This window comes from Lachnospiraceae bacterium KGMB03038 (assembly GCA_007361935.1).
In the GTDB taxonomy this organism is placed as follows: domain Bacteria; phylum Bacillota; class Clostridia; order Lachnospirales; family Lachnospiraceae; genus Massilistercora.
The window spans coordinates 3,310,378-3,334,474 of record CP041667.1 but is presented as its reverse complement, the minus strand read 5'-3'; the positions used below and the strand labels follow the sequence as shown (position 1 = coordinate 3,334,474).

General features: G+C 43.7%; 20 protein-coding genes, 1 tRNA gene and 1 pseudogene. 18 read left to right on the top strand and 4 right to left on the bottom strand.

The genetic code is table 11. The features are described from left to right. Positions 1-326: 326 nt before the first annotated feature. The 5 genes from FND36_16375 to FND36_16355 are packed head-to-tail and all read left to right on the top strand — an operon-like array spanning position 327 to position 3,025. Entirely contained in the window at positions 327-461 is a 135-nt protein-coding gene (locus FND36_16375; GenBank protein ID QDW75489.1) for a 50S ribosomal protein L34, read from the top strand. 51 nt (positions 462-512) lie between these two features. Next, positions 513-848 (top strand): ribonuclease P protein component, encoded by a 336-nt coding sequence (rnpA, locus tag FND36_16370; protein ID QDW75488.1) that lies wholly within the window; start codon positions 513-515, stop codon positions 846-848. A 16-nt stretch (positions 849-864) separates the two neighbouring features. Further along, a complete protein-coding gene (gene yidD / locus FND36_16365; protein QDW75487.1) occupies positions 865-1,077 on the top strand; it encodes a membrane protein insertion efficiency factor YidD in 213 nt (70 codons plus the stop codon). Between the two features lie 32 nt (positions 1,078-1,109). Next, entirely contained in the window at positions 1,110-2,177 is a 1,068-nt protein-coding gene (locus FND36_16360) for a YidC/Oxa1 family membrane protein insertase (GenBank protein ID QDW75486.1), read from the top strand. Positions 2,178-2,191: 14 nt separating this feature from the next. Further along, the gene (locus FND36_16355) at positions 2,192-3,025 is read left to right on the top strand and encodes a protein jag (protein QDW75485.1); all 834 of its coding nucleotides are present in this window, start codon (positions 2,192-2,194) and stop codon (positions 3,023-3,025) included. Between the two features lie 52 nt (positions 3,026-3,077). Here the strand turns inward: FND36_16355 and FND36_16350 are convergent, their stop codons facing one another. Genes FND36_16350 through FND36_16340 form a run of 3 tightly spaced genes read right to left on the bottom strand, consistent with a single transcriptional unit; the run spans position 3,078 to position 5,681 of the window. Next, positions 3,078-3,989: a hypothetical protein gene (locus FND36_16350; protein ID QDW75484.1), complete on the bottom strand. Its 912-nt coding sequence runs from the start codon at positions 3,987-3,989 to the stop codon at positions 3,078-3,080. 33 nt (positions 3,990-4,022) lie between these two features. Next, a complete protein-coding gene (locus FND36_16345; GenBank protein QDW75483.1) occupies positions 4,023-5,009 on the bottom strand; it encodes an ornithine cyclodeaminase family protein in 987 nt (328 codons plus the stop codon). A gap of 24 nt (positions 5,010-5,033) precedes the next feature. Beyond that, the gene (locus FND36_16340; GenBank protein QDW75482.1) at positions 5,034-5,681 is read right to left on the bottom strand and encodes a GntR family transcriptional regulator; all 648 of its coding nucleotides are present in this window, start codon (positions 5,679-5,681) and stop codon (positions 5,034-5,036) included. A gap of 144 nt (positions 5,682-5,825) precedes the next feature. Here FND36_16340 and mnmE point away from each other — a divergent pair, with 144 nt between their 5' ends. Genes mnmE through rsmG form a run of 3 tightly spaced genes read left to right on the top strand, consistent with a single transcriptional unit; the run spans position 5,826 to position 9,859 of the window. Beyond that, a complete protein-coding gene (mnmE, locus tag FND36_16335; protein QDW75481.1) occupies positions 5,826-7,250 on the top strand; it encodes a tRNA uridine-5-carboxymethylaminomethyl(34) synthesis GTPase MnmE in 1,425 nt (474 codons plus the stop codon). Beyond that, positions 7,216-9,135 (top strand): tRNA uridine-5-carboxymethylaminomethyl(34) synthesis enzyme MnmG, encoded by a 1,920-nt coding sequence (gene mnmG / locus FND36_16330; protein ID QDW75480.1) that lies wholly within the window; start codon positions 7,216-7,218, stop codon positions 9,133-9,135. The genes mnmE and mnmG overlap by 35 nt, the downstream gene beginning before the upstream one ends. Continuing rightward, a complete protein-coding gene (gene rsmG / locus FND36_16325; protein QDW75479.1) occupies positions 9,119-9,859 on the top strand; it encodes a 16S rRNA (guanine(527)-N(7))-methyltransferase RsmG in 741 nt (246 codons plus the stop codon). The genes mnmG and rsmG overlap by 17 nt, the downstream gene beginning before the upstream one ends. Before the next feature lies 1 nt (position 9,860). On the opposite strand, the gene FND36_16320 is transcribed toward rsmG, so the two are convergent. Beyond that, on the bottom strand, positions 9,861-10,832 hold the full coding sequence (locus FND36_16320; GenBank protein QDW75478.1) for an alpha/beta hydrolase: 972 nt from the start codon (positions 10,830-10,832) through the stop codon (positions 9,861-9,863). 287 nt (positions 10,833-11,119) lie between these two features. Between FND36_16320 and FND36_16315 the strand changes: the two genes are divergently transcribed. The 10 genes and pseudogenes from FND36_16315 to FND36_16270 all read left to right on the top strand — a co-directional run bounded on the left by FND36_16315 (position 11,120) and on the right by FND36_16270 (position 24,013). After that, entirely contained in the window at positions 11,120-11,890 is a 771-nt protein-coding gene (locus FND36_16315) for a ParA family protein (GenBank protein ID QDW75477.1), read from the top strand. Between the two features lie 20 nt (positions 11,891-11,910). Further along, on the top strand, positions 11,911-12,816 hold the full coding sequence (locus tag FND36_16310; protein QDW75476.1) for a ParB/RepB/Spo0J family partition protein: 906 nt from the start codon (positions 11,911-11,913) through the stop codon (positions 12,814-12,816). Positions 12,817-12,822: 6 nt separating this feature from the next. Next, positions 12,823-13,353, top strand: a complete 531-nt coding sequence (locus FND36_16305) for a DUF4446 family protein (protein ID QDW75475.1) — start codon at positions 12,823-12,825, stop codon at positions 13,351-13,353. 17 nt (positions 13,354-13,370) lie between these two features. Continuing rightward, positions 13,371-14,657 carry a serine--tRNA ligase gene (serS, locus tag FND36_16300; protein QDW75474.1) on the top strand — a complete coding sequence of 429 codons (1,287 nt, stop codon included), beginning with the start codon at positions 13,371-13,373 and terminating at the stop codon, positions 14,655-14,657. A 43-nt stretch (positions 14,658-14,700) separates the two neighbouring features. Next, positions 14,701-15,576, top strand: a complete 876-nt coding sequence (locus FND36_16295; protein QDW75473.1) for a DUF3881 family protein — start codon at positions 14,701-14,703, stop codon at positions 15,574-15,576. A 53-nt stretch (positions 15,577-15,629) separates the two neighbouring features. Then, positions 15,630-15,701 (top strand) — tRNA-Arg (locus tag FND36_16290). A 148-nt stretch (positions 15,702-15,849) separates the two neighbouring features. Next, entirely contained in the window at positions 15,850-17,259 is a 1,410-nt protein-coding gene (locus FND36_16285; GenBank protein QDW75472.1) for a D-alanyl-D-alanine carboxypeptidase, read from the top strand. Positions 17,260-17,707: 448 nt separating this feature from the next. Continuing rightward, the gene (locus FND36_16280) at positions 17,708-20,893 is read left to right on the top strand and encodes an isoleucine--tRNA ligase (GenBank protein QDW75471.1); all 3,186 of its coding nucleotides are present in this window, start codon (positions 17,708-17,710) and stop codon (positions 20,891-20,893) included. 43 nt (positions 20,894-20,936) lie between these two features. After that, the gene (locus tag FND36_16275) at positions 20,937-23,399 is read left to right on the top strand and encodes a glycogen/starch/alpha-glucan phosphorylase (protein ID QDW75470.1); all 2,463 of its coding nucleotides are present in this window, start codon (positions 20,937-20,939) and stop codon (positions 23,397-23,399) included. A gap of 2 nt (positions 23,400-23,401) precedes the next feature. Further along, positions 23,402-24,013, top strand: a pseudogene (locus FND36_16270) (hypothetical protein). Positions 24,014-24,097 lie beyond the last annotated feature (84 nt).

The following is a 24,097-nucleotide window of genomic DNA, read 5'->3' as shown; positions in this document are numbered from 1 at the left end:
TGCGATAAACTCCTAATCTATGATTTACTCTTATCTATTCTACATCAAATTGTGAATTTAAGCAATCTTTAATCCTTGTGGATAAAGTTATCAAAAGGTAAAAACAGCGTGATTTAGAAAAATAGAAATCAAAATATTTTATTATTCACATATTATCCACTTAAATTAAACAAGTTATCCACAAAATGTGGATAAAAAATATGTCTCAATCCCGCAAAAATGCAGAAATTGCTTGACGGACAGGTAGTTTTTTAATATAATCAAAAATGATGTCTTAAGGATAAAATGAGGAGAAATCCTTAGAGAATATAAGGAGGTGGATATCAATGAAAATGACATTCCAGCCAAAAAACAGACAGAGATCTAAAGTTCATGGTTTTAGAAAGAGAATGAGCACAGCAGGTGGAAGAAAAGTACTTGCGAGCAGAAGAGCAAAAGGAAGAAAGCAGTTATCAGCTTAGGCCGCATACTATGTGGCCTTTTCTTCTCTTAAAAACAGGAGAATCGAAAAGATGGAATATTCCGAGTCATTAAAGAAAAATAAAGATTTTCAGAAGGTATATAAAATAGGAAAGTCATACGCAAATAGATACCTTGTCATGTATATTTCAGAAAATCAGACAAACCGGAACAGATTAGGAATATCCGTAAGTAAAAAAGTAGGAAACAGTATTGTAAGACATCGTTTGACAAGATTGATCAGAGAGAGTTATCGACTGCAAGAAGACCGGTTTCAGCATGGATTAGATATTGTTGTGATAGCGAGAGCAGGCGCAAAAGGAAAAACATACTATGAAATTGAAAGTGCGCTGATTCATTTGGCAGGTCTTCATAAGATCATAGATTAGAGGTGGCATTATCATTATGAAGAGTATCATGCTTGCATGTATCCGTTTCTATCGAAAGTATTTGTCAGCTCTTAAGGGTTATTCTACCTGCAAGTTTTATCCGACTTGTTCCCAGTACGCGTTAGAGGCGGTTGAGAAATACGGCGCTTTCAAAGGCGGATTGATGGCATTATGGAGGATTCTGCGCTGTAATCCATTTTCCAAAGGCGGATATGACCCTGTTCCTTAAATGAAATATAATTGCAATGGAGGAAAGAAAGAATGACGGGAAGTTTATTGACTGCCGCAAACTGGCCGATTGTTGGGCAGATTTGTACATTACTTGGTAAAGTAATGAATGGTATCTATATTATGCTGGACGGCTTGCTGCCATCCGATCATGGTCTGGTTGGTTTATCAATTATTTTATATACGATCCTCGTATACACATGTATGATGCCGCTTACGATCAAACAGCAGAGGACGTCTAAAATGTCTTCTGTTATGAATCCAGAGATTCAGGCAATTCAGAAGAAATATAGAAATAAAAGAGATCAGGCTTCTATGATGAAGCAGCAGGAAGAAATCCAGCAGGTCTATGATAAGTATGGAAGTTCTATGATGAGCGGATGTCTTCCTCTGTTGATCCAGATGCCCCTTCTTTTCGCTCTCTATCCGGTTATTTATGATATTCAAAGTTATGTACCGGCAATGGCGGATGCCCCGGCGGCCGTAAATAGATTTTTGACGATTCCAGATCTGACAATTTCACCCTGGACGATGATCAGAAACAGCGGAGAGTATGGAGCGGCGCCTGCGGTAATCATTGTTACAGCCATCTTGCTTCCCGTGCTTTCTGCTCTTACACAGTATGGAAGTATCAGATTAAGCCAGGCTATATCAGGAAATGTGATCGATAAAGATAATCCGATGGCCAGCACTATGAAAACAATGAATGTAACGATGCCGTTGTTTTCCTTATATATTGTATTTACATTGCCTACAGGTATTGGTCTTTACTGGATCGTCAGCGCGGTAGTAAGATGTATCCAGCAGATTTTCATTAATAAACATCTTTCCAAGATTTCTGTTGATGAGCTGATCGAGAAAAATAAAGAGAAAGCGGAAAAGAAACAAAAGAAACGCGGAGAGAAAGCGGAACGGATCAATGCCATGGCTCAGACAAATACAAAAAGTCTGAGAGATTCCGCAAAAAGACAGGCCTCTTCTCTGAGCGAAAAGGAAAGAGAAGAAAAAGTAGAGAAGGCAAGAGCAAATATGCAGTACGCAAAAGAAGGAAGTCTTGCCGCAAAAGCTAATATGGTAAAGAAATTTAATGAAAATAAATAGAGGGGGCGCTTGTAATGGATGAGTATATTACTGTATCAGCGAAAACACTGGACGATGCGATCACAGACGCTTTAGTTGAACTTGGTGTTACCAGTGATCAGTTAGACTATATCGTAGTGGAAAAAGGAAGTGCCGGATTCCTTGGAATCGGAATGAAGCAGGCAGTGATCAAAGCCCGCAAAAAGCAGGTGGTTCCTGAGCCGGAAAAAGAAAAAGTACAGCCGGAAGAACAGCCTGAGAAAAAGAAAGAGTCAAATCGGCCGGAGAAAAGAAAACAGAAGAAGACTTCTCATCACAAAGAACATAGAGAACCAGAGACAGAAGAAAAGAAAGAAAAAGCAGAAAAGCCTGCAGAGAAGGAAAAAGAGATCGAGCTTGCTCCAGTAGAAGAGATTACCATAGAGACCTGCAGGAAATTTGTGCAGGACGTCCTGGAAGCTATGCATATGGAAGATGTAGAAGTAACCGCCAAAGTAGATGAGGAAGGCGCTCTTTGCATCAATATGGATGGAAAAAATATGGGAATCCTCATCGGAAAAAGGGGACAGACCTTAGATTCTCTCCAGTATCTTACTAATAGAGTAGCAAATAAAATGCAGAGCGGTTATGTAAGAGTGAAGCTGGATACAGAGGATTACCGGAGAAGAAGGAAAGAAACTTTGGAGAATCTGGCAAAGAATATCGCCAGCAAAGTAAAAAGGACCAGAAGAACGGTAGCGTTAGAACCAATGAATCCATATGAAAGAAGAATCATCCATTCAGCGCTGCAGTCCGATCCCGCGGTTTCTACCCATAGTGAAGGGGAAGAACCTTACCGCAGAGTGGTTGTAACTCTGGTACGCAGATGATCACAAAGAATGAAGATAAAAAGGAAGAGAGTTTTCATCTCTTCCTTTTTTATCAGCACTTTATCTGATCTTGGATTATGGTCTTCAGCATTTGGCAGCTCTCTAGGAACCGTTTTCTTTCCGATTCTGAAAGTTCTAGTTCTTCCATAGGTTTTGCGCCTTCTTTGGAAATGACACATGGAACGCTGGTGAAGAGTCCGCTCTGCCCGTATTTTCCCTTAGGATCTACAGAACAGGGAAGAATCTTACGTTCATCTTTTAAGATCGCCTGAATGATCTGACAGGCGGCCATTCCGATTCCAAATTCTGTGCTTCCTTTGTGAAGAGCGATTTCACATCCTGCGGTGATGGTTTCCTTTTCAATCTCTTCCTTCTGGTCTTTGGTCAGAAGGTGATCGACAGGAATTGCCCCTGCTCTTGTCTGGGACCAAAGAATGGTCTGACTGTCTCCATGTTCCCCAATACAGTATCCGTGGATATCAGAAGGGGCTAAGTTAAGCGCTTTGGCAACTCTTGCCCGAAGGCGTGCGGAATCAAGAGCTGTTCCAGTTCCGATAACTTTGGAGTCAATGTGTCTGCTTACATAATATGCGATCAGGTCGCACGGATTCGTTAAGACCACCATGGTTCCCTTAAAATGATTTCTTTGGATTTCCGGAAGAATTTGATCGATCACAGCGATCGATCCGGAAAGCTCCTGAAGCCTATCTTCATCGCAGATTTTTCCACAGGCGGTCAATACGGCAATCTCCGCGTCAGCCAAGTCTTCATAACTTCCCCTGCGGATCAAAGTCTGCTTATCCAGGTAAGGCATCATATCTGCCAGATCCTGGATTTCTCCCCATTCCTTTTCTTTATTATAATCGATGCCTACAAGTTCATCCGCGATTCCACGAAGTGCCAGGATTTCCATAACATGAGCTCCCAAATGTCCAAGTCCGATCACTACTACTTTTCGCTTCATGCTGCTGCTCCTTTTGTATATTTCTGAAATGGATTACTCCCAGTTAATGCCAACGCCTGCTTCTACAGCCTTGTCATAGATTCTCCTGGCCGCTACCAGGTCCTGTGTGGCGACTCCTACAGTTTCAAATACGATGATTTCTTCATCGTTCTCTCTTCCAACCAACTCTCCTTTTATCACTTGTCCCAGATCGCCTGTAAAATCATCTTTTGTGATGGTGCCGTCCTCAAGAGGAATCAGAATGTCTCCTGATTCAGACAGGACGGCCTCTTCCGAGTCAAAATAGAGTTTGGAAGCGCGGGTCAGGATGGCGGAATCCATTTCCTGCATGTGAGGCTGATAGGCGCCAACACAGCTTATGGTGGCGCCTGCTTTGATCTTGGACGCGTCAAATACAGGTTTGGAGGATGGAGTGACGGTGATCACAAGATCTGCGTTGTCTACAGCCTCGTCAGAACTATTTACAGGAATGATCTTAGTGCCGTAGTCTTTTAATTCTTCCTGCATCCTTGCGGCAAATTCTTTTGTTCTTTCCAAATTCAAATCGAATACCCGGACTTCTTCCAGATCTCTGACTGCTATCATGGCTTCCAACTGAGTCGCGGCCTGGCCCCCGGTTCCAATTAGAGCGCCGATTTTACAGTCTTTCTTAGCTAGCACATCAAAAGCGGCCCCAGAGGCGGCTCCTGTCCGAAGCTGCGTCACATAGGTTCCGTCCAGGACAGCGGTCACAATCCCGGTAGTTCCGTCGATCAAAAGAACCTGAGCCGGTGAGGATGGTTTTCCCTGGTCGATATTATGAGGGAAAATGTTGATGATCTTCAAAGAAGCAGTGTCCATTTCACTTACGTAAGCAGGCATAAACAAGAAACATCCGTCGTATTTAGGAGCCTGGATATTGGTACGCAGCGGCGCTTCACATTTTCCGTCTACCACCAGAGTGAAAGCATATTTGTCTGCTTCGATGGCATCTTTGATGGTAAATACTTTTTTAATGTCCTCTCTTGATAATAACAGCATAGTTTTTCTCCTTCCTTTTTGGCACTATATTTTTAGAACTGGCTGGCCATTCTTGATGTGGACTGCCATCAGCTCTTTTACCCCTGATGTGTCGTGGTTTTCTAAAAGTTCTGTGATCTTTAAATGTTCTTCTATGGCTTCCTTCCAGTTGTTCTCGAATTTTCCGCCGAGAATAAGGACTCTCTTCTGCAAAAGCGCAATATTGGTCAGAAGTTTCTCAAACCATATATTTCCGCAGAACTGGCCGATCTTCGTATGAAATAGACATTCGTACTCGATCAGGTCGATATTCTTGTGATTTAGAAATGATTCTTTCTGGAGCTGGATAATTTTTCTTAATTCTTCACACTGTTCTTTGGAGGCGGATTCCGCAAGTATCCCAGCTACTTCTACTTCTACCAGATTCCTGGCCTGGACAGCGTCTTTGATGTCTTTTTCTGTGATCTTTGCCACCACAATACTTCTGGAGGAATTTATCTCTACTAACCCTTCATATTCTAATTGTTTTACGGCCGATCTTACCGGAGTCCGGCTGATAGCCAGCTCCTGAGCTAATTGTTCTTCAGTGAGAATCTGGCCTTGAAGGAATTCTCCGGTCACGATCGCTTCCTTCAATATTTCATAGGCACGCTGAGACAAGGATTTCTTATTTCCGATTTGTTTTAAAGCCATGTTCCTTCCCCTTCACTATTGTATATGTATTTGTATACAATTATAGATTTAAAAGAGATTTAAGTCAACCGTAATCTAACGTTTACAAGTTTCCGCAAAAACCTTATAATAAGAACATTGGATGGAAGGGAAAGGAGGGGGCTTATGGAAAGTCTTTTTTCTGAGACGATCGCCGCGATCTCAACAGGGATGAGCAATTCAGGCATTGGAATTGTGAGAATGACGGGACCGGATTCGTTTAAGATCATTGATAAAGTGTATCATGGGAAGAAGGAAAAGACACTCTCTTCCCAACAGTCCCACACCATTCATTATGGACATATCTTTGACCAGGAGGAAATGATCGATGAGGTTCTGGTCATGCTCATGCGGGGTCCTCATACCTATACCGGTGAAGATACGGTAGAAGTAAACTGCCATGGCGGCGTCTATGTAGTAAAAAGGGTTTTGGAAACTTTGATCCATGCCGGCGCAAGGCCTGCGGAGCCAGGGGAATTTACAAAACGCGCTTTTCTCAATGGAAAGCTGGATCTGTCTCAGGCAGAGGCGGTTGGCGATTTGATCACTTCCAAGAATGAATATGCGCTGCAAAGTTCTATCAGCCAGCTAAAAGGGAATATAAAGAAAAAAATAAGTGATATAAGAAATAAAATAATTTACCATACAGCTTTTATTGAGACTGCATTGGATGATCCGGAACACATCAGCGTAGATCATTATGGAGAAGAACTTCATGCTGTAACGGACGAATTGCTGGATCAGATCCGAAAGCTTCTGGATACTTACGATGATGGAAAGATGATCAAAGAAGGAATCCAGACGGTGATTCTGGGAAAACCAAACGTGGGGAAATCCTCTCTTCTGAATGTGCTTACAGGCGAGGAACGGGCCATTGTCACAGACATTGCCGGAACCACTAGGGATGTTTTAGAAGAACATATTAATCTGAAAGGTATATCTTTGAATGTTCTGGATACCGCGGGAATCCGCCAGACGGACGATATTGTGGAAAAGATCGGTGTAGACAGGGCAAGGGAGTATGCGGGGAAAGCGGACCTTTTGATTTGTGTTATTGACGCCTCCACTGGGCTGGATGAAAATGATCTGGATATTTTGAAAATGATAGAAAGAAAACCTTCTGTCATCTTGTTAAATAAAAGCGATCTGGATATGCTGGTAACGGCTGAGGATATTAAGAAAACTCTATTTGCAATAAATCCTGCAAAATTTACGAAAGGATTCCTGGAGAATCTACCTATAATTGAGATTTCAGCCAAGAAAATTCTCGGAATTGATGAATTTGAAAGGGTTATTGAGAAATTGTTTTTTGCAGGAAAACTTTCATTTAATGATGAGATTTATATTACAAATATCCGGCATAAGACGGCTCTGGAAAATGCCCTTCATTCTCTGCAAAAGGTAAATGAGAGTATTGAAGCTGGGATGCCGGAGGATTTTTATTCCATCGATCTGATGGATGCGTATGAAGAGCTTGGAAGTATCACAGGGGAAACGGTAGGTGAAGATTTGATCAATGAAATATTCAGCAAATTCTGTATGGGAAAGTAAAGACCGCTATGATGTAGCTGTGATCGGAGCGGGACATGCCGGATGTGAAGCGGCTCTTGCCTGTGCGCGGCTTGGGTTCCGTACGATCGTATTTACAGTCAGCATCGACAGTATTGCTTTGATGCCCTGCAATCCTAACATTGGAGGAAGTTCCAAGGGTCATCTGGTAAGAGAGGTGGACGCCCTTGGCGGGGAGATGGGGAAGGTGATCGACCGCACCTTTATCCAGTCCAAAATGCTGAACCGTTCCAAAGGCCCGGCGGTACATTCCCTTCGGGCGCAGGCGGATAAGAACCGTTACAGCCGGACTATGCGCCAAGTTCTGGAGAATCAGGAGAATCTGGAGATCAAGCAGGCGGAAGTAGTAAATATATTAACGGAGGATGGGAAAGTGACTGGAGTCCAGATTTATTCTGGTATGATCTTTCCCTGCCGTGCCGTTATCTTATGTACCGGAACTTATCTGAAATCCCGCTGTATCTACGGGGACGTCAGTACGAATACGGGACCAAACGGACTGCAGGCGGCCAATCATTTGACAGACTGCTTAAAAGAAATGGGAATCAAAATGTACCGTTTTAAAACAGGGACTCCTGCCAGGATCGACCGTAATTCTGTAGATTTTTCTAAAATGGAAGAACAATTTGGAGATGAGCGTATTGTGCCTTTTTCCTTTACCACAGATCCCGAAGACGTACAGATCGATCAGGTTTCCTGCTGGCTTACTTATACCAACGAGAAGACCCATGAGATCATCCGGAATAATCTGGACCGCTCTCCTCTCTTCTCCGGAATGATCGAGGGAACAGGCCCCAGATACTGTCCTTCTATTGAAGATAAGGTTGTGAAATTCGCGGATAAAAACAGGCATCAGGTATTTATCGAACCGGAAGGCTTGGAGACCAATGAGATGTATATCGGAGGAATGTCCAGTTCTCTTCCGGAAGATGTTCAGTATGAGATGTATCGGACGGTTCCAGGTCTTGAGCATGTAAGGATCGTAAGGAACGCTTACGCTATCGAATACGATTGTATAGACGCCAGACAGTTGAAGCCGTCCCTGGAATTCCGGAATATAGAAGGACTTTTCAGCGGAGGACAATTCAACGGAAGTTCTGGTTATGAGGAGGCTGCCGCTCAAGGACTGGTAGCGGGAATCAATGCCGCTCTGAAACTTCAGGGGAAAGAGCCGCTGATCATCGATCGTTCGGAAGCCTATATCGGCGTCCTGATCGATGACCTTGTTACAAAGGAAAGTAAAGAGCCTTACCGGATGATGACCTCCCGCGCGGAATACCGCCTGCTGCTAAGGCAGGACAATGCGGACCAGCGGCTGACGGAAAAAGGATACCAGGTTGGGCTGATCAGCCGGGAACGTTATGAAAGATTGTTAAAGAAAAAACAATATATTGCGGAAGAGATACACCGATTGCAGCATACGAATATTGGAACCAGTTCTTCTGTAAATGAGATGCTGAAACAATATAATAGTACTCCCCTGTCTTCAGGGATCACACTTGCGGAATTGATCCGCAGGCCGGAACTTTCTTATGAGATCCTGGGGCCTTTAGATTCTGACAGACCAGTTTTTCCACCAGATCTGAGTGAAGAAATAGGGGAACAGGTAAATATTTCTATTAAATATGAGGGATATATCAAACGGCAGGAAAAGCAGGTAGAACAATTCCAGAAATTAGAGAAGAAGCGGATACCAGAGGATATTGATTACGATAAAGTTAACAGTCTCAGGATCGAGGCGGTCCAGAAACTGAAAGAGTACCGTCCTGTTTCGATCGGACAGGCGTCCAGGATATCCGGGGTCTCTCCGGCGGATATATCGGTGTTGTTAATATACCTGGGAGGGGTATATGGAAAGGAAAAATAGAGTGACAGAAGATCAGAAAAAATTTTTGAAGGAAAGTATAGAAGTGTTTCCTGTGAAACTGACAGATTCTATGGTCCGGCAGTTTTTGGATTATTATGAGATCCTTATTGAGTGGAATCAAGTTATGAACCTGACAGCGATCGTAGATTATCAGGAAGTAGTAAAAAAGCATTTCGTAGACAGTATTTCTCTTGTGAATGTAATGGATTTAAATCATGGGCAGAAAGTGATCGATATAGGTACTGGGGCCGGTTTCCCTGGAATTCCTCTGAAGATTCTTTTTCCAGAACTTGAGGTCACGCTTTTGGACTCTCTGAATAAGAGGATACGGTTTTTGAATGAAGTCATAGACCGGCTGAATCTGTCAGGAATAGAGACAATCCATGGAAGAGCTGAAGATTACGCGAGAAGAAAAGAATATCGCGAACAATTTGATCTCTGTGTATCCAGGGCAGTCGCTAACCTTTCTACTCTTTCCGAATATTGCATTCCCTATATTAAGCGCGGCGGCTTTTTTATCTCTTATAAGTCCGGGGATATTGATGGAGAATTAAAAGCTTCTGAGAAGGCGGTAAACATTTTGGGAGGAAAGCTGGAAGATGTTTTAAAATTTTCATTGCCAGGAACAGATATCAATAGATCTTTTGTAAAGATTAAAAAAATTGAAATGACGAAAAAGAAGTATCCACGGAAAGCTGGACTTCCAGGAAAAGAGCCATTGTAATTTACAATGGCTCTTCTTCTTGCTGTGAAAATAAAATATTGACCTGTTCTAAGAATTTATCGGGTTCTTCTAATTGAGGAAGATATTTTGTTCCTTTTATAGAAGCAACCTCAATGGAAGGAAGGATTTCCTTGTACTCTTCTGCTGTTTCCTGGTACAGATCTTCTTCTCCGCTAATAATGAAGATACTGTTGTTGATCGAATTTAAACAGTGCTTCATATTGACAGTTGTATAGCGGCCAATCTGACTGGAAAAAAGATATTTGCAGACGGCCCCGCCAGAATGTGAACATTCGTAATACGTCTTTATCATTTCTGAAGTCACGTTTTCTGAGTGATAGAAATATTTTTCTTTAAATAAAGACTCTATATTTTTCTCTTTTACAAACATATTATATAAAAATGTTCCAAATACAGGAGTATTGATCATCCATGTCAGCATTTTGCTCCTCTTATTAGGAATCCGCCCCAATTGTTTTATGTCAATAGGGTTAATAAATATCATTTCATCAATGATGTCTGGTTCCGTTTGACATGCGCCGGCTGTAAATGAGCAAGATTCTCCTGTGGAAATAATCTTCGTCTTCTCTCCTATTACGTGCTTAATAAAATCAAGTACTAATTGAACGAAAAGATAATTGGTGTAAGTAATATTTGGTTTATCGGAACGTCCGCATCCAGGGAGATCAATGGTATATACAGTATAGTTTTTGGATAGATCTTTTGCAATTTTATTCCATTCATATCCCGAACTATATACAGAAAGATCATGGATAAGAAGAAGGGGAGTTCCCTCACCTTTTTTTGTATAATAAATTTTTCCAAACTTCCATTCGTAAAAGCTGCCTGGAGGATTGTTTAGAAGATCATCAACAGTAGCTGAAAGGAAGATGAATTTATTTATCAGGTGTATTGTTACAGTGCTTAAGACGGCCAGAGAAGTTCCGGCAACAAGCTTCTTTTTCCAACTCATGTTTTCACACCTTTCTTATCATAATAATATTGAAATTTTAAAACCGAAAGGATATTTAAAATTCTTGATATTATTATACTACATAGAAAGTGCTATATCAAATGTTTCACGTGAAACATTTGTGATTTTCTTCGACAGATATTTTGACAAACATAGATAAAAGAGACAATGTTTCACGTGAAACATTTGGTATAAATAGAAAAAATATGTTTCACGTGAAACATTTGGTAGATAAGAAATTGAAAAAGTGTTATACTAATTTTAAGTCTAAAGAAAGGTGATATAATATGGGAAGAATCATAGCCATCGCGAACCAAAAAGGCGGAGTTGGAAAGACCACTACAGCAATTAATCTGTCTTCATGCCTTGCTGAAAAAGGGAAAAAAGTTCTGGCGGTAGATATGGATCCGCAGGGGAATATGACAAGCGGTCTTGGCGTAGATAAGAATGCCATCGAAGATACAATCTATGATCTGATCATAGGAGAATCCACAATAAAAGAAGTGCTAAAAGAAAATATTATGGAAAATCTTGATATTATTCCCGCAAACATTGATCTTTCCGCTGCGGAAATAGAGTTGATTGATGTAGAAGAAAAGGAGTATATCGTAAGGAATATCATTCAAGAAATTAAAGATGAATACGACTATATTATTATAGATTGTCCGCCTTCTTTAAGTATGCTTACCATCAATGCGATGACAACAGCCACATCCGTACTGGTTCCTATTCAATGTGAATATTATGCTTTGGAAGGATTGAGTCAGCTTATTCATACAGTAGATCTTGTAAAAAGCAGACTAAATCCGGAATTAGAGATTGAGGGTGTGGTTTTTACAATGTACGATGCGAGAACAAATTTATCGCTCCAAGTAGTGGAAAATGTAAAAGACAATTTACACCAGAATATTTATAAAACCATCATACCCAGAAATATTCGTCTCGCTGAAGCACCGAGTTATGGAATTCCGATCAATCAATATGATCCGAAATCGGCAGGTTCTGAAAGCTATATGAGATTAGCCGAGGAAGTTATCAACAGAGAGACGGATCAATAAAACAGAAGGGGGAATGACATATGGCGGTCAAAAAGAAAGGACTGGGAAAAGGATTAGACAGTCTGATTCCTGATAATAAACCAATTAAGACAGAAACAGCAAATTCATCTAATAGATCGGAAGAAATAAAATCTGGTGAACAGATGATGAATATAAATATGGTTGAACCAAATAGAGAACAGCCAAGAAAAAAATTTGAAGAGGACGCTCTTCTTGAACTGGCAGACTCCATCAAACAGTTTGGCGTACTTCAGCCGCTTCTTGTAAGAAAAAGAAAAGACTACTATGAGATCATCGCGGGCGAAAGAAGATGGCGTGCGGCAAAGTTGGCAGGTATAAAAGAAGTTCCCGTGATCATTAAAGATTACAGCGAACAGGAAATTGTGGAAATTGGCCTGATTGAAAATATTCAAAGAGAAAACCTGAATCCGATTGAAGAAGCAATGGCCTTTAAAAAGCTGTTAGAGGAATTTCATCTGAAACAAGATGAAGTCGCGGAGCGCGTATCGAAGAGCCGGACAGCTGTCACTAATTCCATGCGTCTTTTAAAGCTGGACGAAAGAGTACAGCAGATGATCGTTGATGATATGATTTCTACAGGACATGCAAGAGCCTTATTGGCTATTGACGACCATGAACAGCAGTATGACCTTGCAGGAAGAGTATTTGATGAAAAGCTGAGCGTCCGGGAGACAGAAAAATTAGTGAAGGATATTAAAAATCCTAAGAAACCAAAAGCAAAGAAAGTTGTTCAGAATGAATTCGTCTATACAGATCTTGAAAATAGAATGATAGAGGCGCTAGGAACAAAGGTCAGCATATCAGCAAAAGGAAATGGAAAAGGAAAAATAGAAATAGAATATTATTCTGACAAAGAACTAGAACGTATGTTCGATATGATCGTAAGCCTTGGAAAGGAAGATTAAAGATATATGGAAAATAGTATACTGAATTCACTTGGAATAGATCCGGCATTTATTTTTTTATTTATGCTGCTTTTATTTATCGTATTGTTTCTGCTCTATGTAAATGTTACAATGAAATACAACCGACTAAAGAGCAGTTATATGTCGTTTATGCGGGGGAAAGATGGGAAAACTTTAGAAGAAAGCATGCAGGAAAGATTTGCGGAAGTAGACGCCATCTTAAAAATAACAAAGCAGAACCGGTCAGACATCCGTGAGATCAGCCGGAAAATAGAGAGAAATTATCAGAAACTTGGAATTATCAAATACGACGCCTTTAACGAAATGGGAGGAAAACTAAGTTTCGCTCTGGCAATGCTGGATGGCAAGAATAACGGATGGGTGATCAACGCCATGCATAGCCGCGAAGGATGCTATACCTACGTAAAAGAAATCGTGAAAGGAGAAAGTTACGTAGAATTGGCGGAGGAAGAAGCAGAAGCGTTGGACAAAGCTATTTATCAAGATCCCTATAACATTGAACCAAAGGAAAAATAAGAGTAGGAGGAGAAAAAATGTTAGACATTAAATTTGTGAGAATGAATCCAGATGTAGTTAAGGAAAATATCAAAAAAAAGTTTCAGGATGAAAAACTTCCGCTGGTAGATGAGGTATTAGAATTAGATAAAAAGAATAGAGATATTAAGCAGGAAGTAGAAGCGCTCCGCGCGGATCGGAATAAGATCTCTAAAGAGATCGGAGCCTGCATGGCCCAGGGGAAGAAAGAAGAAGCTGAAGAATTGAAAAAGAAAGTTCAGGCTAACGCTGACAGGGTAGAAACACTTTCCGCGGAAGAAAAGGATGTAGAAGCCAGGATTAAAAAAATCATGATGACAATCCCCAATATTATCGATCCTTCTGTTCCGATCGGAAAAGACGATAGTGAAAATGTAGAGATTGAAAAATTTGGAGAGCCGGCAGTGCCGGATTTTGAAATTCCGTATCATACAGAGATTATGGAAAGTTTTAACGGAATTGATCTGGAAAGCGCGGGAAAAGTTGCGGGAAATGGTTTTTATTATCTGATGGGAGATATCGCAAGATTACATTCCGCAGTGATCGCTTACGCGAGAGACTTTATGATCGACCGGGGCTTTACCTACTGCATCCCTCCATTTATGATCCGGAGCAATGTAGTGACCGGAGTAATGAGTTTCGCCGAAATGGACGCCATGATGTATAAGATCGAGGGAGAAGACCTGTATCTTATTGGTACCAGTGAACATTCTATGATCGGTAAATTTATTGATTCCATGCTGACAGAGGATCAGCTTCCTCAGACGTTGACCAGCTATTCTCCCTGTTTCCGCAAAGAAAAAGGAGCGCACGGAATCGAGGAGAGAGGCGTATACCGTATCCATCAGTTTGAGAAACAGGAAATGATCGTTGTCTGCAAACCGGAAGACAGTATGTTCTGGTATGATAAATTATGGCAGAATACCGTAGACTTATTCCGTTCACTGGATATTCCGGTACGGACACTGGAATGTTGTTCCGGCGATTTGGCTGATCTGAAAGTAAAATCCTGCGATGTAGAAGCATGGTCTCCTAGACAGAAGAAGTACTTTGAAGTAGGAAGCTGCTCTAATTTAGGAGATGCTCAGGCAAGACGTCTTGGCATCCGGGTAAAGGGAGCGGACGGAAATAAATACTTCGCTCACACATTAAACAATACGGTCGTAGCGCCGCCGAGAATGTTGATCGCTTTCCTGGAAAATAATCTTCAGGAAGACGGTTCTGTAAGAATACCAGAAATTCTTCGTCCATATATGGGAAATATGACAGAAATCCGAAGGAAATAGCGAGTAAAGACGCTATTGATTCTATAAAAATGAGGGAAAGAATATGCATCAGTACCTGGACGCCATCGGCTTTCACAATGTAAAAACAAAAAAACAATTGTATGAAATCTTGACACAGGTAGAAACATCATTTACTCAGCATGAACTGATTTCTCAGGAAGAGGGCATAGATTTTTGTGAATATAAAAAAGAATATGCTCCAGGAATAGGGATTTCAGCATGTGGAGATATAGATTTGGATGAATGTTTTAAAAGGCAGTATTATTTCCCTTATTTTATTGGAACGGGAGTCACATCTTACGCGGACGTGACAATGGAAAAACGTATCGACCGGGACGCGTATGTGGGGATCTGTGAAGATATCAAGATCGGCATTAGCCTGATCTTCCATCTGCAGAATATGGCAGAGTATATGAAAGAGCGGCAGATGAGCAAAACAACTGTCAAATATTCATCTGTTACACTGGCCGGACTGTGCAAAAAGGGCACCGTCCTTCTGCCAGTGCAAAAAGACGCGATGCAGCAGCGCCAGCAGCAGGAAGAGGTGCAGAACCGGATGATGTTATTAAGCGCTGCCAAAAGCGGGGATCCGGAAGCGATAGAGAGTCTGACGCTGGACGATATTGATACATACTCGAAAGTCTCCAGAAGGCTGGTCACAGAAGATATCTTCAGCATTGTGGACACCTATATTATGCCTTATGGGGTAGAGTGCGACAGTTATTCTATCCTCGGCACTATTCAAGAGTTTCATGCAGTGGAAAATGAGATGTCCGGCGAGGAGATCACGATCATGCGTATGGAAGTAAATGGACTTACCTTCGACGTATGCGCGCCTTCCGCCCAGATTATGGGAGAACCAGCCCCCGGCCGCAGATTCAAAGGAAATATCTGGCTTCAAGGCAGGATAAATTTTTAAGTAGTGTTTGACAAGTTCTATGGAAATGCAGTATAATTGTTGGGCATGAAAAAGTTCCCTTAGTTAAATGGATATAACAAGCGCCTCCTAAGCGCTAGTTGTGAGTTCGATTCTCGCAGGGAACGCTGGAAAGAGTGAAAATGATATTTCCAATCATTTTCACTCTTTTTTTGATAATTGAAAAAATTTGTTTTCTGGTAATAAAATGACAAATATGGTAAAATCTAATGTAGATGAGGCAGCGACGCTTCAGACGAACAGGAGCCAAAGGAAATGAAAAACCAATGGATAAAAAAGGGAAAGAGAATTTTCCCAATTATGCTGTTATTCATTGTTTTGCTCGCAGGTACAGAGACAGACGTATACGCAACTGGAATACAGAACCAGGAAGAAGAAGCTTCGGAGGAAGAACTGACCGATGAGGAGAAACAGGCAGCGCTGTTAAAAGAAATCTATGAGATGCCAGTCCAGACAAATGAACTGGAGGGCTGGCCCCAAGGACCGGGAACTTACGGGGACGCGGCCATCGTTATGGAAGCCGGAACAGGTTCTATCCTCTATGGGAAAAATATTGATGAGCATGAATATCCAGCCAGCATCACGAAAGTATTGACTGCTCTGGTAGCGTTAGAGAATGGAAATATGGAAGACCCCGTGGTCTTTTCTCATGATTGTGTTTCTTTCCTGCAGCCGGGAGATTCCTCCGTTGGCCTGAAAGAAGGAGATCAGATCACACTGGAGCAGGCGCTGTATGCTACGCTTCTTGCGTCAGCCAATGAGGCTGCCTATGCGGTTGGAGAAAATGTGGGGAAGAATACGGGTCACGATTATAACTGGTTTCTTGAGCAAATGAACGCTCAATGCAAGCTGTTAGGCGGTAATAATTCTCATTTTGCGAATACAAATGGGCTGCATGATCCAAATCATTATACCTGCGCCAGAGATATGGCTCTGATCGGAAGTGAATTATTTAAGTATCCAGAATTTTTTCAGATCGTACAGACTCACCAATATGAGATTCCGGCCTCAGCTACCTGCGAAGAACACATTTTCCAGCAAAAGCATAAAATGCTGAATCCGAACAACAGCAATTATTACCAATACGCTGTAGGCGGAAAAACAGGATATACTTCCGATGCGCTGAATACGCTGATCACAATGGCGGATAACGGAGAGACGCAGCTAGTATGCGTGGTACTGCGGTCCCAGAGCGGACACCACTATACAGATACCAGGAACCTGTTTGATTACGCGTTTCAGAATTTTACCAAGACACCCATCGCGGGAAACGAAACATCGGAAGACATAGGAGAGATTCTGGATGAAGAAGGCACAGGATATGTGATGCTGCCAAAAGGGTTGGAATTTTCCGACTTGGATATGGAGATCGTACCGGATGATAAAAATAACGGACAGGCAACATTGAATTATACCTATGAGGGAAACCCGGTAGGAACAGCCCGCGCGAAATTAAGCGATTCCTACATCCAGGAACATACCGCAAAGATTGAGAAACTGGGCACAAATACAGCGCAGGGAGAGAATGGAAGAGGAACCGTTGAGACAATCGTCTTGTGCGGGGCGTGTGTCCTGCTGGCTGTGCTGATCGTGGTATTCATTTGGATGATCCTGCGGATGAAGAGACGAAAAAAATATAGAAGACATATGAAACACCGGAAATGATCAATTGGGGCCGGGGGATTTTTAAAAATCCCCCGGCCCCAATTAAAAATGCCCTGTCCCTAATTGAAAAAAGCCTTGACGGAATCGGCCATTTTTGGCTATAATAATACAGCATATAGAAAGACTTTGACGAAGACAGTAGATTGTATCAGAAAATCAAAGAGAGCCGGGGCAGGTGGGAGCCTGGTATGAGTAGGATACAATTGAATATCACTTCCGAGTCGCGGTTTCTGAAAAGCAGGCTGTTTTGCCTAGTAGGAACTGACGGATTTCCCCCGTTACAGGGAAAGCATATGTTGGTATGTTTAGGTGGTTTATAAACGTTAGCTCTGGCTTTCGTCCTATACAGGACGGAAGCTTTTTTTATCAAAAAGGGACAGGGCATTTTCAATCTGGGCCGGGGGATTTTTAAAAATCCCCCGACCCCAACTGAAAAAGGAGGTCAATCATGTACAAGAAAGTTTCTACGGACCTGAACTTTGTGGACCGGGAGAAGGCCACCGAGAAGTTCTGGGAAGAAAATCACATTTTTGAAAAGAGTATGGAAGAGCGGGATGGCAATGAGATTTATATGTTTTACGACGGCCCTCCGACGGCCAACGGTAAGCCTCATATCGGCCATGTGCTTACCCGGGTCATCAAGGATATGATCCCTCGTTACCGTACCATGAAGGGGTACGAAGTGCCCAGAAAAGCAGGATGGGATACCCATGGGCTTCCGGTTGAGCTGGAAGTAGAGCGCGCCCTTGGCCTGGACGGCAAGGAGCAGATTGAGGAGTATGGCCTGGAGCCTTTTATCGATAAATGTAAGGAAAGTGTCTGGAAATACAAAGGTATGTGGGAGGATTTCTCTGCTACCGTTGGTTTCTGGGCAGATATGGAGCATCCTTATGTTACGTATCATAATGACTATATTGAGTCTGAATGGTGGGCGCTGAAGCAGATCTGGGAGAAGGGCCTTTTGTACAAAGGCTTTAAGATCGTGCCTTACTGCCCTCGCTGCGGAACGCCTCTTTCCGCTCAGGAAGTGGCCCAGGGTTATAAAGATGTGAAGGAACGCTCTGCTATCGTCCGCTTCAAGGTGATCGGCGAGGATGCCTATTTCCTGGCATGGACCACCACGCCATGGACCCTGCCTTCTAATATCGGTCTGTGCGTAAACCCGGAGGAAGACTACGCAAAGGTAAAGGCGGCCGATGGAAATGTATACTATATGGCCTGTGCTCTTCTGGATACCGTGCTCGGAGGTCTGGCAGCGAAAGCCGCCGGAGCTGAAGCGGCGGAAGCGGACGGCGATAAAGCGCCGGATTATGAGATCTTGGAGACTTACAAAGGAAAAGATCTGGAATACAAGGAGTATGAGCCTCTGTATCAGTGCGCGGCAGACTGCGCGGCAAAACAGAATAAGAAAGCCTTCTTTATCACCTGCGATACTTACGTAACCCTGACCGATGGTACTGGCGTGGTACACATTGCGCCGGCCTTTGGTGAGGACGATGCTAAGGTGGGCCGCAGGTACGATATGCCTTTCGTTCAGTTGGTAGACGAGAAAGGAAATATGGGCGAGACTACTCCATTTGCCGGCCTGTTCGTGAAGAAAGCGGATCCGGAGGTATTAAAGGACCTGGAGGCGAGAGGCCTTCTCTTCGACGCGCCTAAGTTTGAACACAGCTATCCTCACTGCTGGCGGTGTGATACGCCCCTGATCTACTATGCCCGCGAATCCTGGTTCATCAATATGACGGCGGTGAAAGACGACCTGATCGCCAACAACAATACCATCAACTGGATTCCGGAGAGCATCGGCAAGGGACGGTTTGGCGACTGGCTGGAAAATGTCCAGGATTGGGGCATAAGCCGGAACCGTTACTGGGGGACTCCTTTAAATATCTGGGAGTGCGAGTGCGGCCATCAGCACTCCATCGGAAGCATCGCGGAATTGAAGGAAATGTCCGATAACTGCCCGGATGATATCGAACTGCATCGTCCGTATATCGACGGTGTAACCATCAAATGTCCGAAATGCGGCAAAGAAATGCACAGAGTTCCGGAAGTGATCGACTGCTGGTTTGATTCAGGCGCGATGCCGTTTGCCCAGCATCACTATCCTTTCGAGAACCAGGAATTATTTGAGAAACAGTTCCCGGCAGACTTTATTTCCGAGGCGGTGGACCAGACCAGAGGATGGTTCTACTCCCTGCTGGCCATCTCTACCCTGATCTTTAACAAAGCGCCTTACAAGAACGTTATCGTTCTGGGACACGTACAGGATGAAAACGGCCAGAAGATGAGCAAATCTAAAGGAAACGCGGTAGATCCGTTTGATGCCCTGGAGAAATACGGAGCAGATGCGATCCGTTGGTATTTCTACGTGAACAGTGCGCCCTGGCTGCCCAACCGCTTCCATGGGAAAGCAGTTGTGGAAGGCCAGAGAAAATTTATGGGAACTCTGTGGAATACCTATGCCTTCTTCGTGCTGTACGCAAATATTGACGAATTTGACGCAACGAAATACACATTGGAATACGATAAATTATCCGTAATGGATAAATGGCTCCTGTCTAAGTTAAATACCGTGATCAGAACGGTGGACGATGACCTGAATAATTATCGGATCCCGGAGGCCGCAAGAGCGCTTCAGGAGTTCGTAGATGATATGAGCAACTGGTATGTAAGAAGAAGCCGTGACCGTTTCTGGGCAAAAGGCATGGAGCAGGATAAGATCAACGCTTACATGACTCTTTATACGGCTCTGGTCAATATCAGCAAAGCGGCGGCGCCTATGATTCCATTCATGACGGAGGAGATCTATCAGAATCTGGTGCGCAGCATTGATCCGGAGGCTCCGGAGAGTATCCATCTGTGCGACTTCCCTGCGGCAGATGAAAGCCAGATCGATCAGGAACTGGAGTCTAATATGGAGAAAGTCCTGAAGCTGGTAGTCATGGGCCGCGCCTGCCGGAACACAGCGAATATCAAGAACCGTCAGCCTATTGGCCAGATGTATGTGAAGGCGGGATTTGACCTTCCTGAATTTTATCAGGAGATCGTCAGAGACGAGCTGAATGTAAAAGAAATTACATTTACTCAGGAAGTCCGCGCGTTTACTTCATATACATTTAAACCACAGTTAAAGACAGTAGGACCTAAATATGGTAAAATGTTAGGCGGGATCAAGACCACGTTAAGCCAGATCGATGGAAATGCCGCCATGGATGAGCTAAACGCGAACGATTCTCTGAAACTGGATGTAAACGGGCAGCAGATCACCTTATTCCGAGAAGACCTTTTGATCGAGACCGCTCAGACAGAAGGATATGTGTCAGAAGACGATAATGGAATTACGGTTGTATTGGACACTAATCTGACGGAAGAGCTTCGGCGAGAAGGGTTTGTACGAGAGATCATCAGTAAAGTACAGACTATGCGCAAGGAGGCCGGATTCGAGGTTATGGATAAGATCGGCGTTACCTATGAGGGAACTGACCGGGCGGAAGAAATATTTGCGGAGAACGCAGAAGAGATCGGTCAGGAAACACTGGCTCTTACCGTGGAGAAATCATCCCCATCAGGCTATGTGAAGGAATGGAAGATCAACGGAGAAAAGGTGACTCTTGGAGTAGAGAAAAAATAATCAAGCCCGCGGCGCAACTGACGAAGGGAAGGAATAAGTGAAAATGTATAATCCAAGATTTGAAAAGGAAATATTTAAGAAAGAAGTTATCAATAACGTTAAGACTTTGTTTCGGAAAACCATTGAGGAGGCCACGCCTCAGCAGCTGTTTCAGGCTGTATCTTACGCGGTAAAGGAGGCGATCATCGATGACTGGATCGCTACTCAGAAGCAGTTTGAGAAGGACGATCCTAAGATGGTCTACTATATGTCTATGGAATTCCTGCTGGGACGCGCCCTTGGAAATAATCTGATCAATATGACGGCCTATAAGGAAGTCAAAGAAGCTCTGGATGAGATGGGCATTGATCTGAACGTCATCGAGGATCAGGAACCAGACCCAGCGCTGGGAAATGGAGGTCTGGGACGGCTGGCCGCCTGTTTCCTGGACTCCCTGGCGACTCTGGGATATGCGGCCTATGGCTGCGGTATTCGGTACCGGTATGGAATGTTCAAGCAGAAGATCGAAGATGGTTATCAGGTAGAAACACCGGACAACTGGCTCAAAGACGGGAATCCTTTTGAACTGAGACGGCCGGAGTATGCTAAGGAGATCCGGTTTGGGGGAAATATCCGGGTAGAATATGATGAGACCGGCAGGACCCATTTCGTGCAGGAAAATTATGAATCGGTTCTCGCGGTTCCCTATGATTATCCAATCGTTGGTTATGGGAATCATATAGTCAATACGCTCCGGATCTGGGATGCGGAGCCGATCGTGGACTTCCAGCTGGATTCCTTTGACCGGGGCGACTATCACAAAGCGGTAGAGCAGCAGAACCTGGCTAAAACGATCGTAGAGGTGCTCTATCCTAATGACAACCATTACGCGGGGAAAGAACTGCGTCTGAAGCAGCAGTATTTCTTCATCTCCGCGAGTATCCAGGCGGCAATTGTCAAATATAAGAAGGCCCACGATGATATTATGAAGCTGCCAGAGAAGGTAACGTTCCAGATGAACGATACCCATCCCACCGTGGCGGTAGCGGAACTTATGAGGATCCTCCTGGATGAGGAAGGATTGGGATGGAATGAGGCGTGGGAGATTACGACTAAGACCTGCGCTTATACCAATCATACGATTATGGCGGAGGCTCTTGAGAAATGGCCTATCGACCTGTTTTCCCGATTGCTGCCAAGAATCTACCAGATCGTACAGGAGATCGACCGTCGGTTTGTAGAACAGATCCGCAGACAGTATCCGGGAGATGAAGGAAAGGTAAAACGGATGGCGATCTTAATGGACGGCCAGGTAAGAATGGCGCATTTGGCTATCGTAGCAGGCTATTCTGTAAACGGAGTGGCCAGACTTCATACAGAGATCTTGAAGCATCAGGAACTGAAGGATTTCTATGAAATGATGCCGGAGAAATTTAACAATAAGACCAACGGAATTACCCAGAGGCGGTTCTTAATGCACGGGAATCCGCTTCTGGCGGACTGGGTGACGGATAAACTTGGAACGAAGGACTGGATCACGGATCTGTCCCTTATGTCCGGCTTGAAAAAATGGGTCGATGACAAAGAAGTACTGAAAGAATTCATGAGCATCAAGTATAAAAATAAGGAACGTCTGGCAGACTATATTTTAAAACACAATGGAATTGAGCTGGATCCAAGATCCATCTTCGACGTCCAGGTAAAACGGCTTCATGAGTATAAACGTCAGCTTTTGAATATTCTTCATGTGATGTATCTGTATAACCAGATCAAGGAACACCCGGAGAAGAGTTTCTATCCCAGAACCTTTATCTTTGGGGCCAAAGCTTCTGCGGGTTATATCCGGGCAAAACAGATCATCAAACTGATCAACTCTGTGGCGGATGTGATCAACAATGACCGCAGCATCAACGGCAAGCTGAAAGTTGTATTTATCGAGGATTACCGAGTTTCTAACGCAGAACTTATTTTTGCGGCGGCAGACGTGAGCGAACAGATTTCCACTGCTTCTAAAGAGGCTTCCGGAACAGGAAATATGAAATTTATGCTGAACGGAGCTCCAACGCTTGGAACCATGGACGGAGCGAATGTGGAGATCGTGGAGGAAGTCGGCCGAGAGAATGCGTTTATCTTTGGATTAAGTTCTGACGAAGTCATTCATTTTGAGCAGTATGGAGGATACGATCCAAGAGAGATCTACAACAATGATCCTCAGATACGTCGGGTGGTAGATCAGTTGGTAGACGGAACCTACGCTCACGGGAATACAGAGATGTACCGGGATCTTTACAACTCATTGCTGAACAGTGTTCAGGGAAACCGGGCGGATATGTATTTTATTCTGAAAGATTTCCGGGCGTACGCCCAGGCGCAGGAGCAGGTGGAGGCGGCTTACCGGGATCAGGACCGCTGGGCCAGGATGGCGCTTTTACAGACGGCAAGCTGCGGGAAATTTTCTTCCGACCGGACGATCCAGGAGTACGTAGACGATATTTGGCATTTGGATAGGCTTACAGTGGAGGTATAAGAATGGAAGTTGGGGCCAACGGTTTCCTGCTCACCCTTTTTATGAGCTATTTTTTGATTTTTGCTGTGCTTGGCATCGGCTGGCTGGCCGGCTATATCTTAAGAGGTGTGGGGATGTATACGATGGGGAAAAGGCGCGGGATGAACTATCCCTGGCTGGCATTTGTCCCCTACGCGAGAACCTATTTTCAAGGGGAACTATGCGGAACCCTGCATTTTGGGAAAAGAGATCTGAAGAGTCCAGGACTGTGGCTGTTAGTGATTCCCGTGGTGGGAAGCCTGGTCATGAGCGTATTTACCATCTTCATTGTGGGCGGCGTGGTGCTGGAAGTGTCAAATCTCATTTCCCGCGCCTACGATTATTCGGAGGCATACCGGAATTACCAGGGCGGAGCGTCTGGAGCAGGGCTGTTTCTGATGCTGATCGGAATTATTATGCTGACGCTGCTGTCTGTAGCGGTAAGCGCTATGACAGCTGCGCTTCAGATTTTGGTAAACCGTCAGATATTTAAAAGGTATACGGATGATAATTATGCCCTGCTTCATGGAGTGCTGGGGGTTTTCATTCCACTGTACACCTCAATCTATTTCTTCCTGATCCGGAACCGGGAGAAAGGAATCGGTCCGCAGGGATCCTGGAATGGAGTATATGGGCCGGGAGCAGAAAAAGAAGAATAAAAATAGAAGCCCTTCCATATA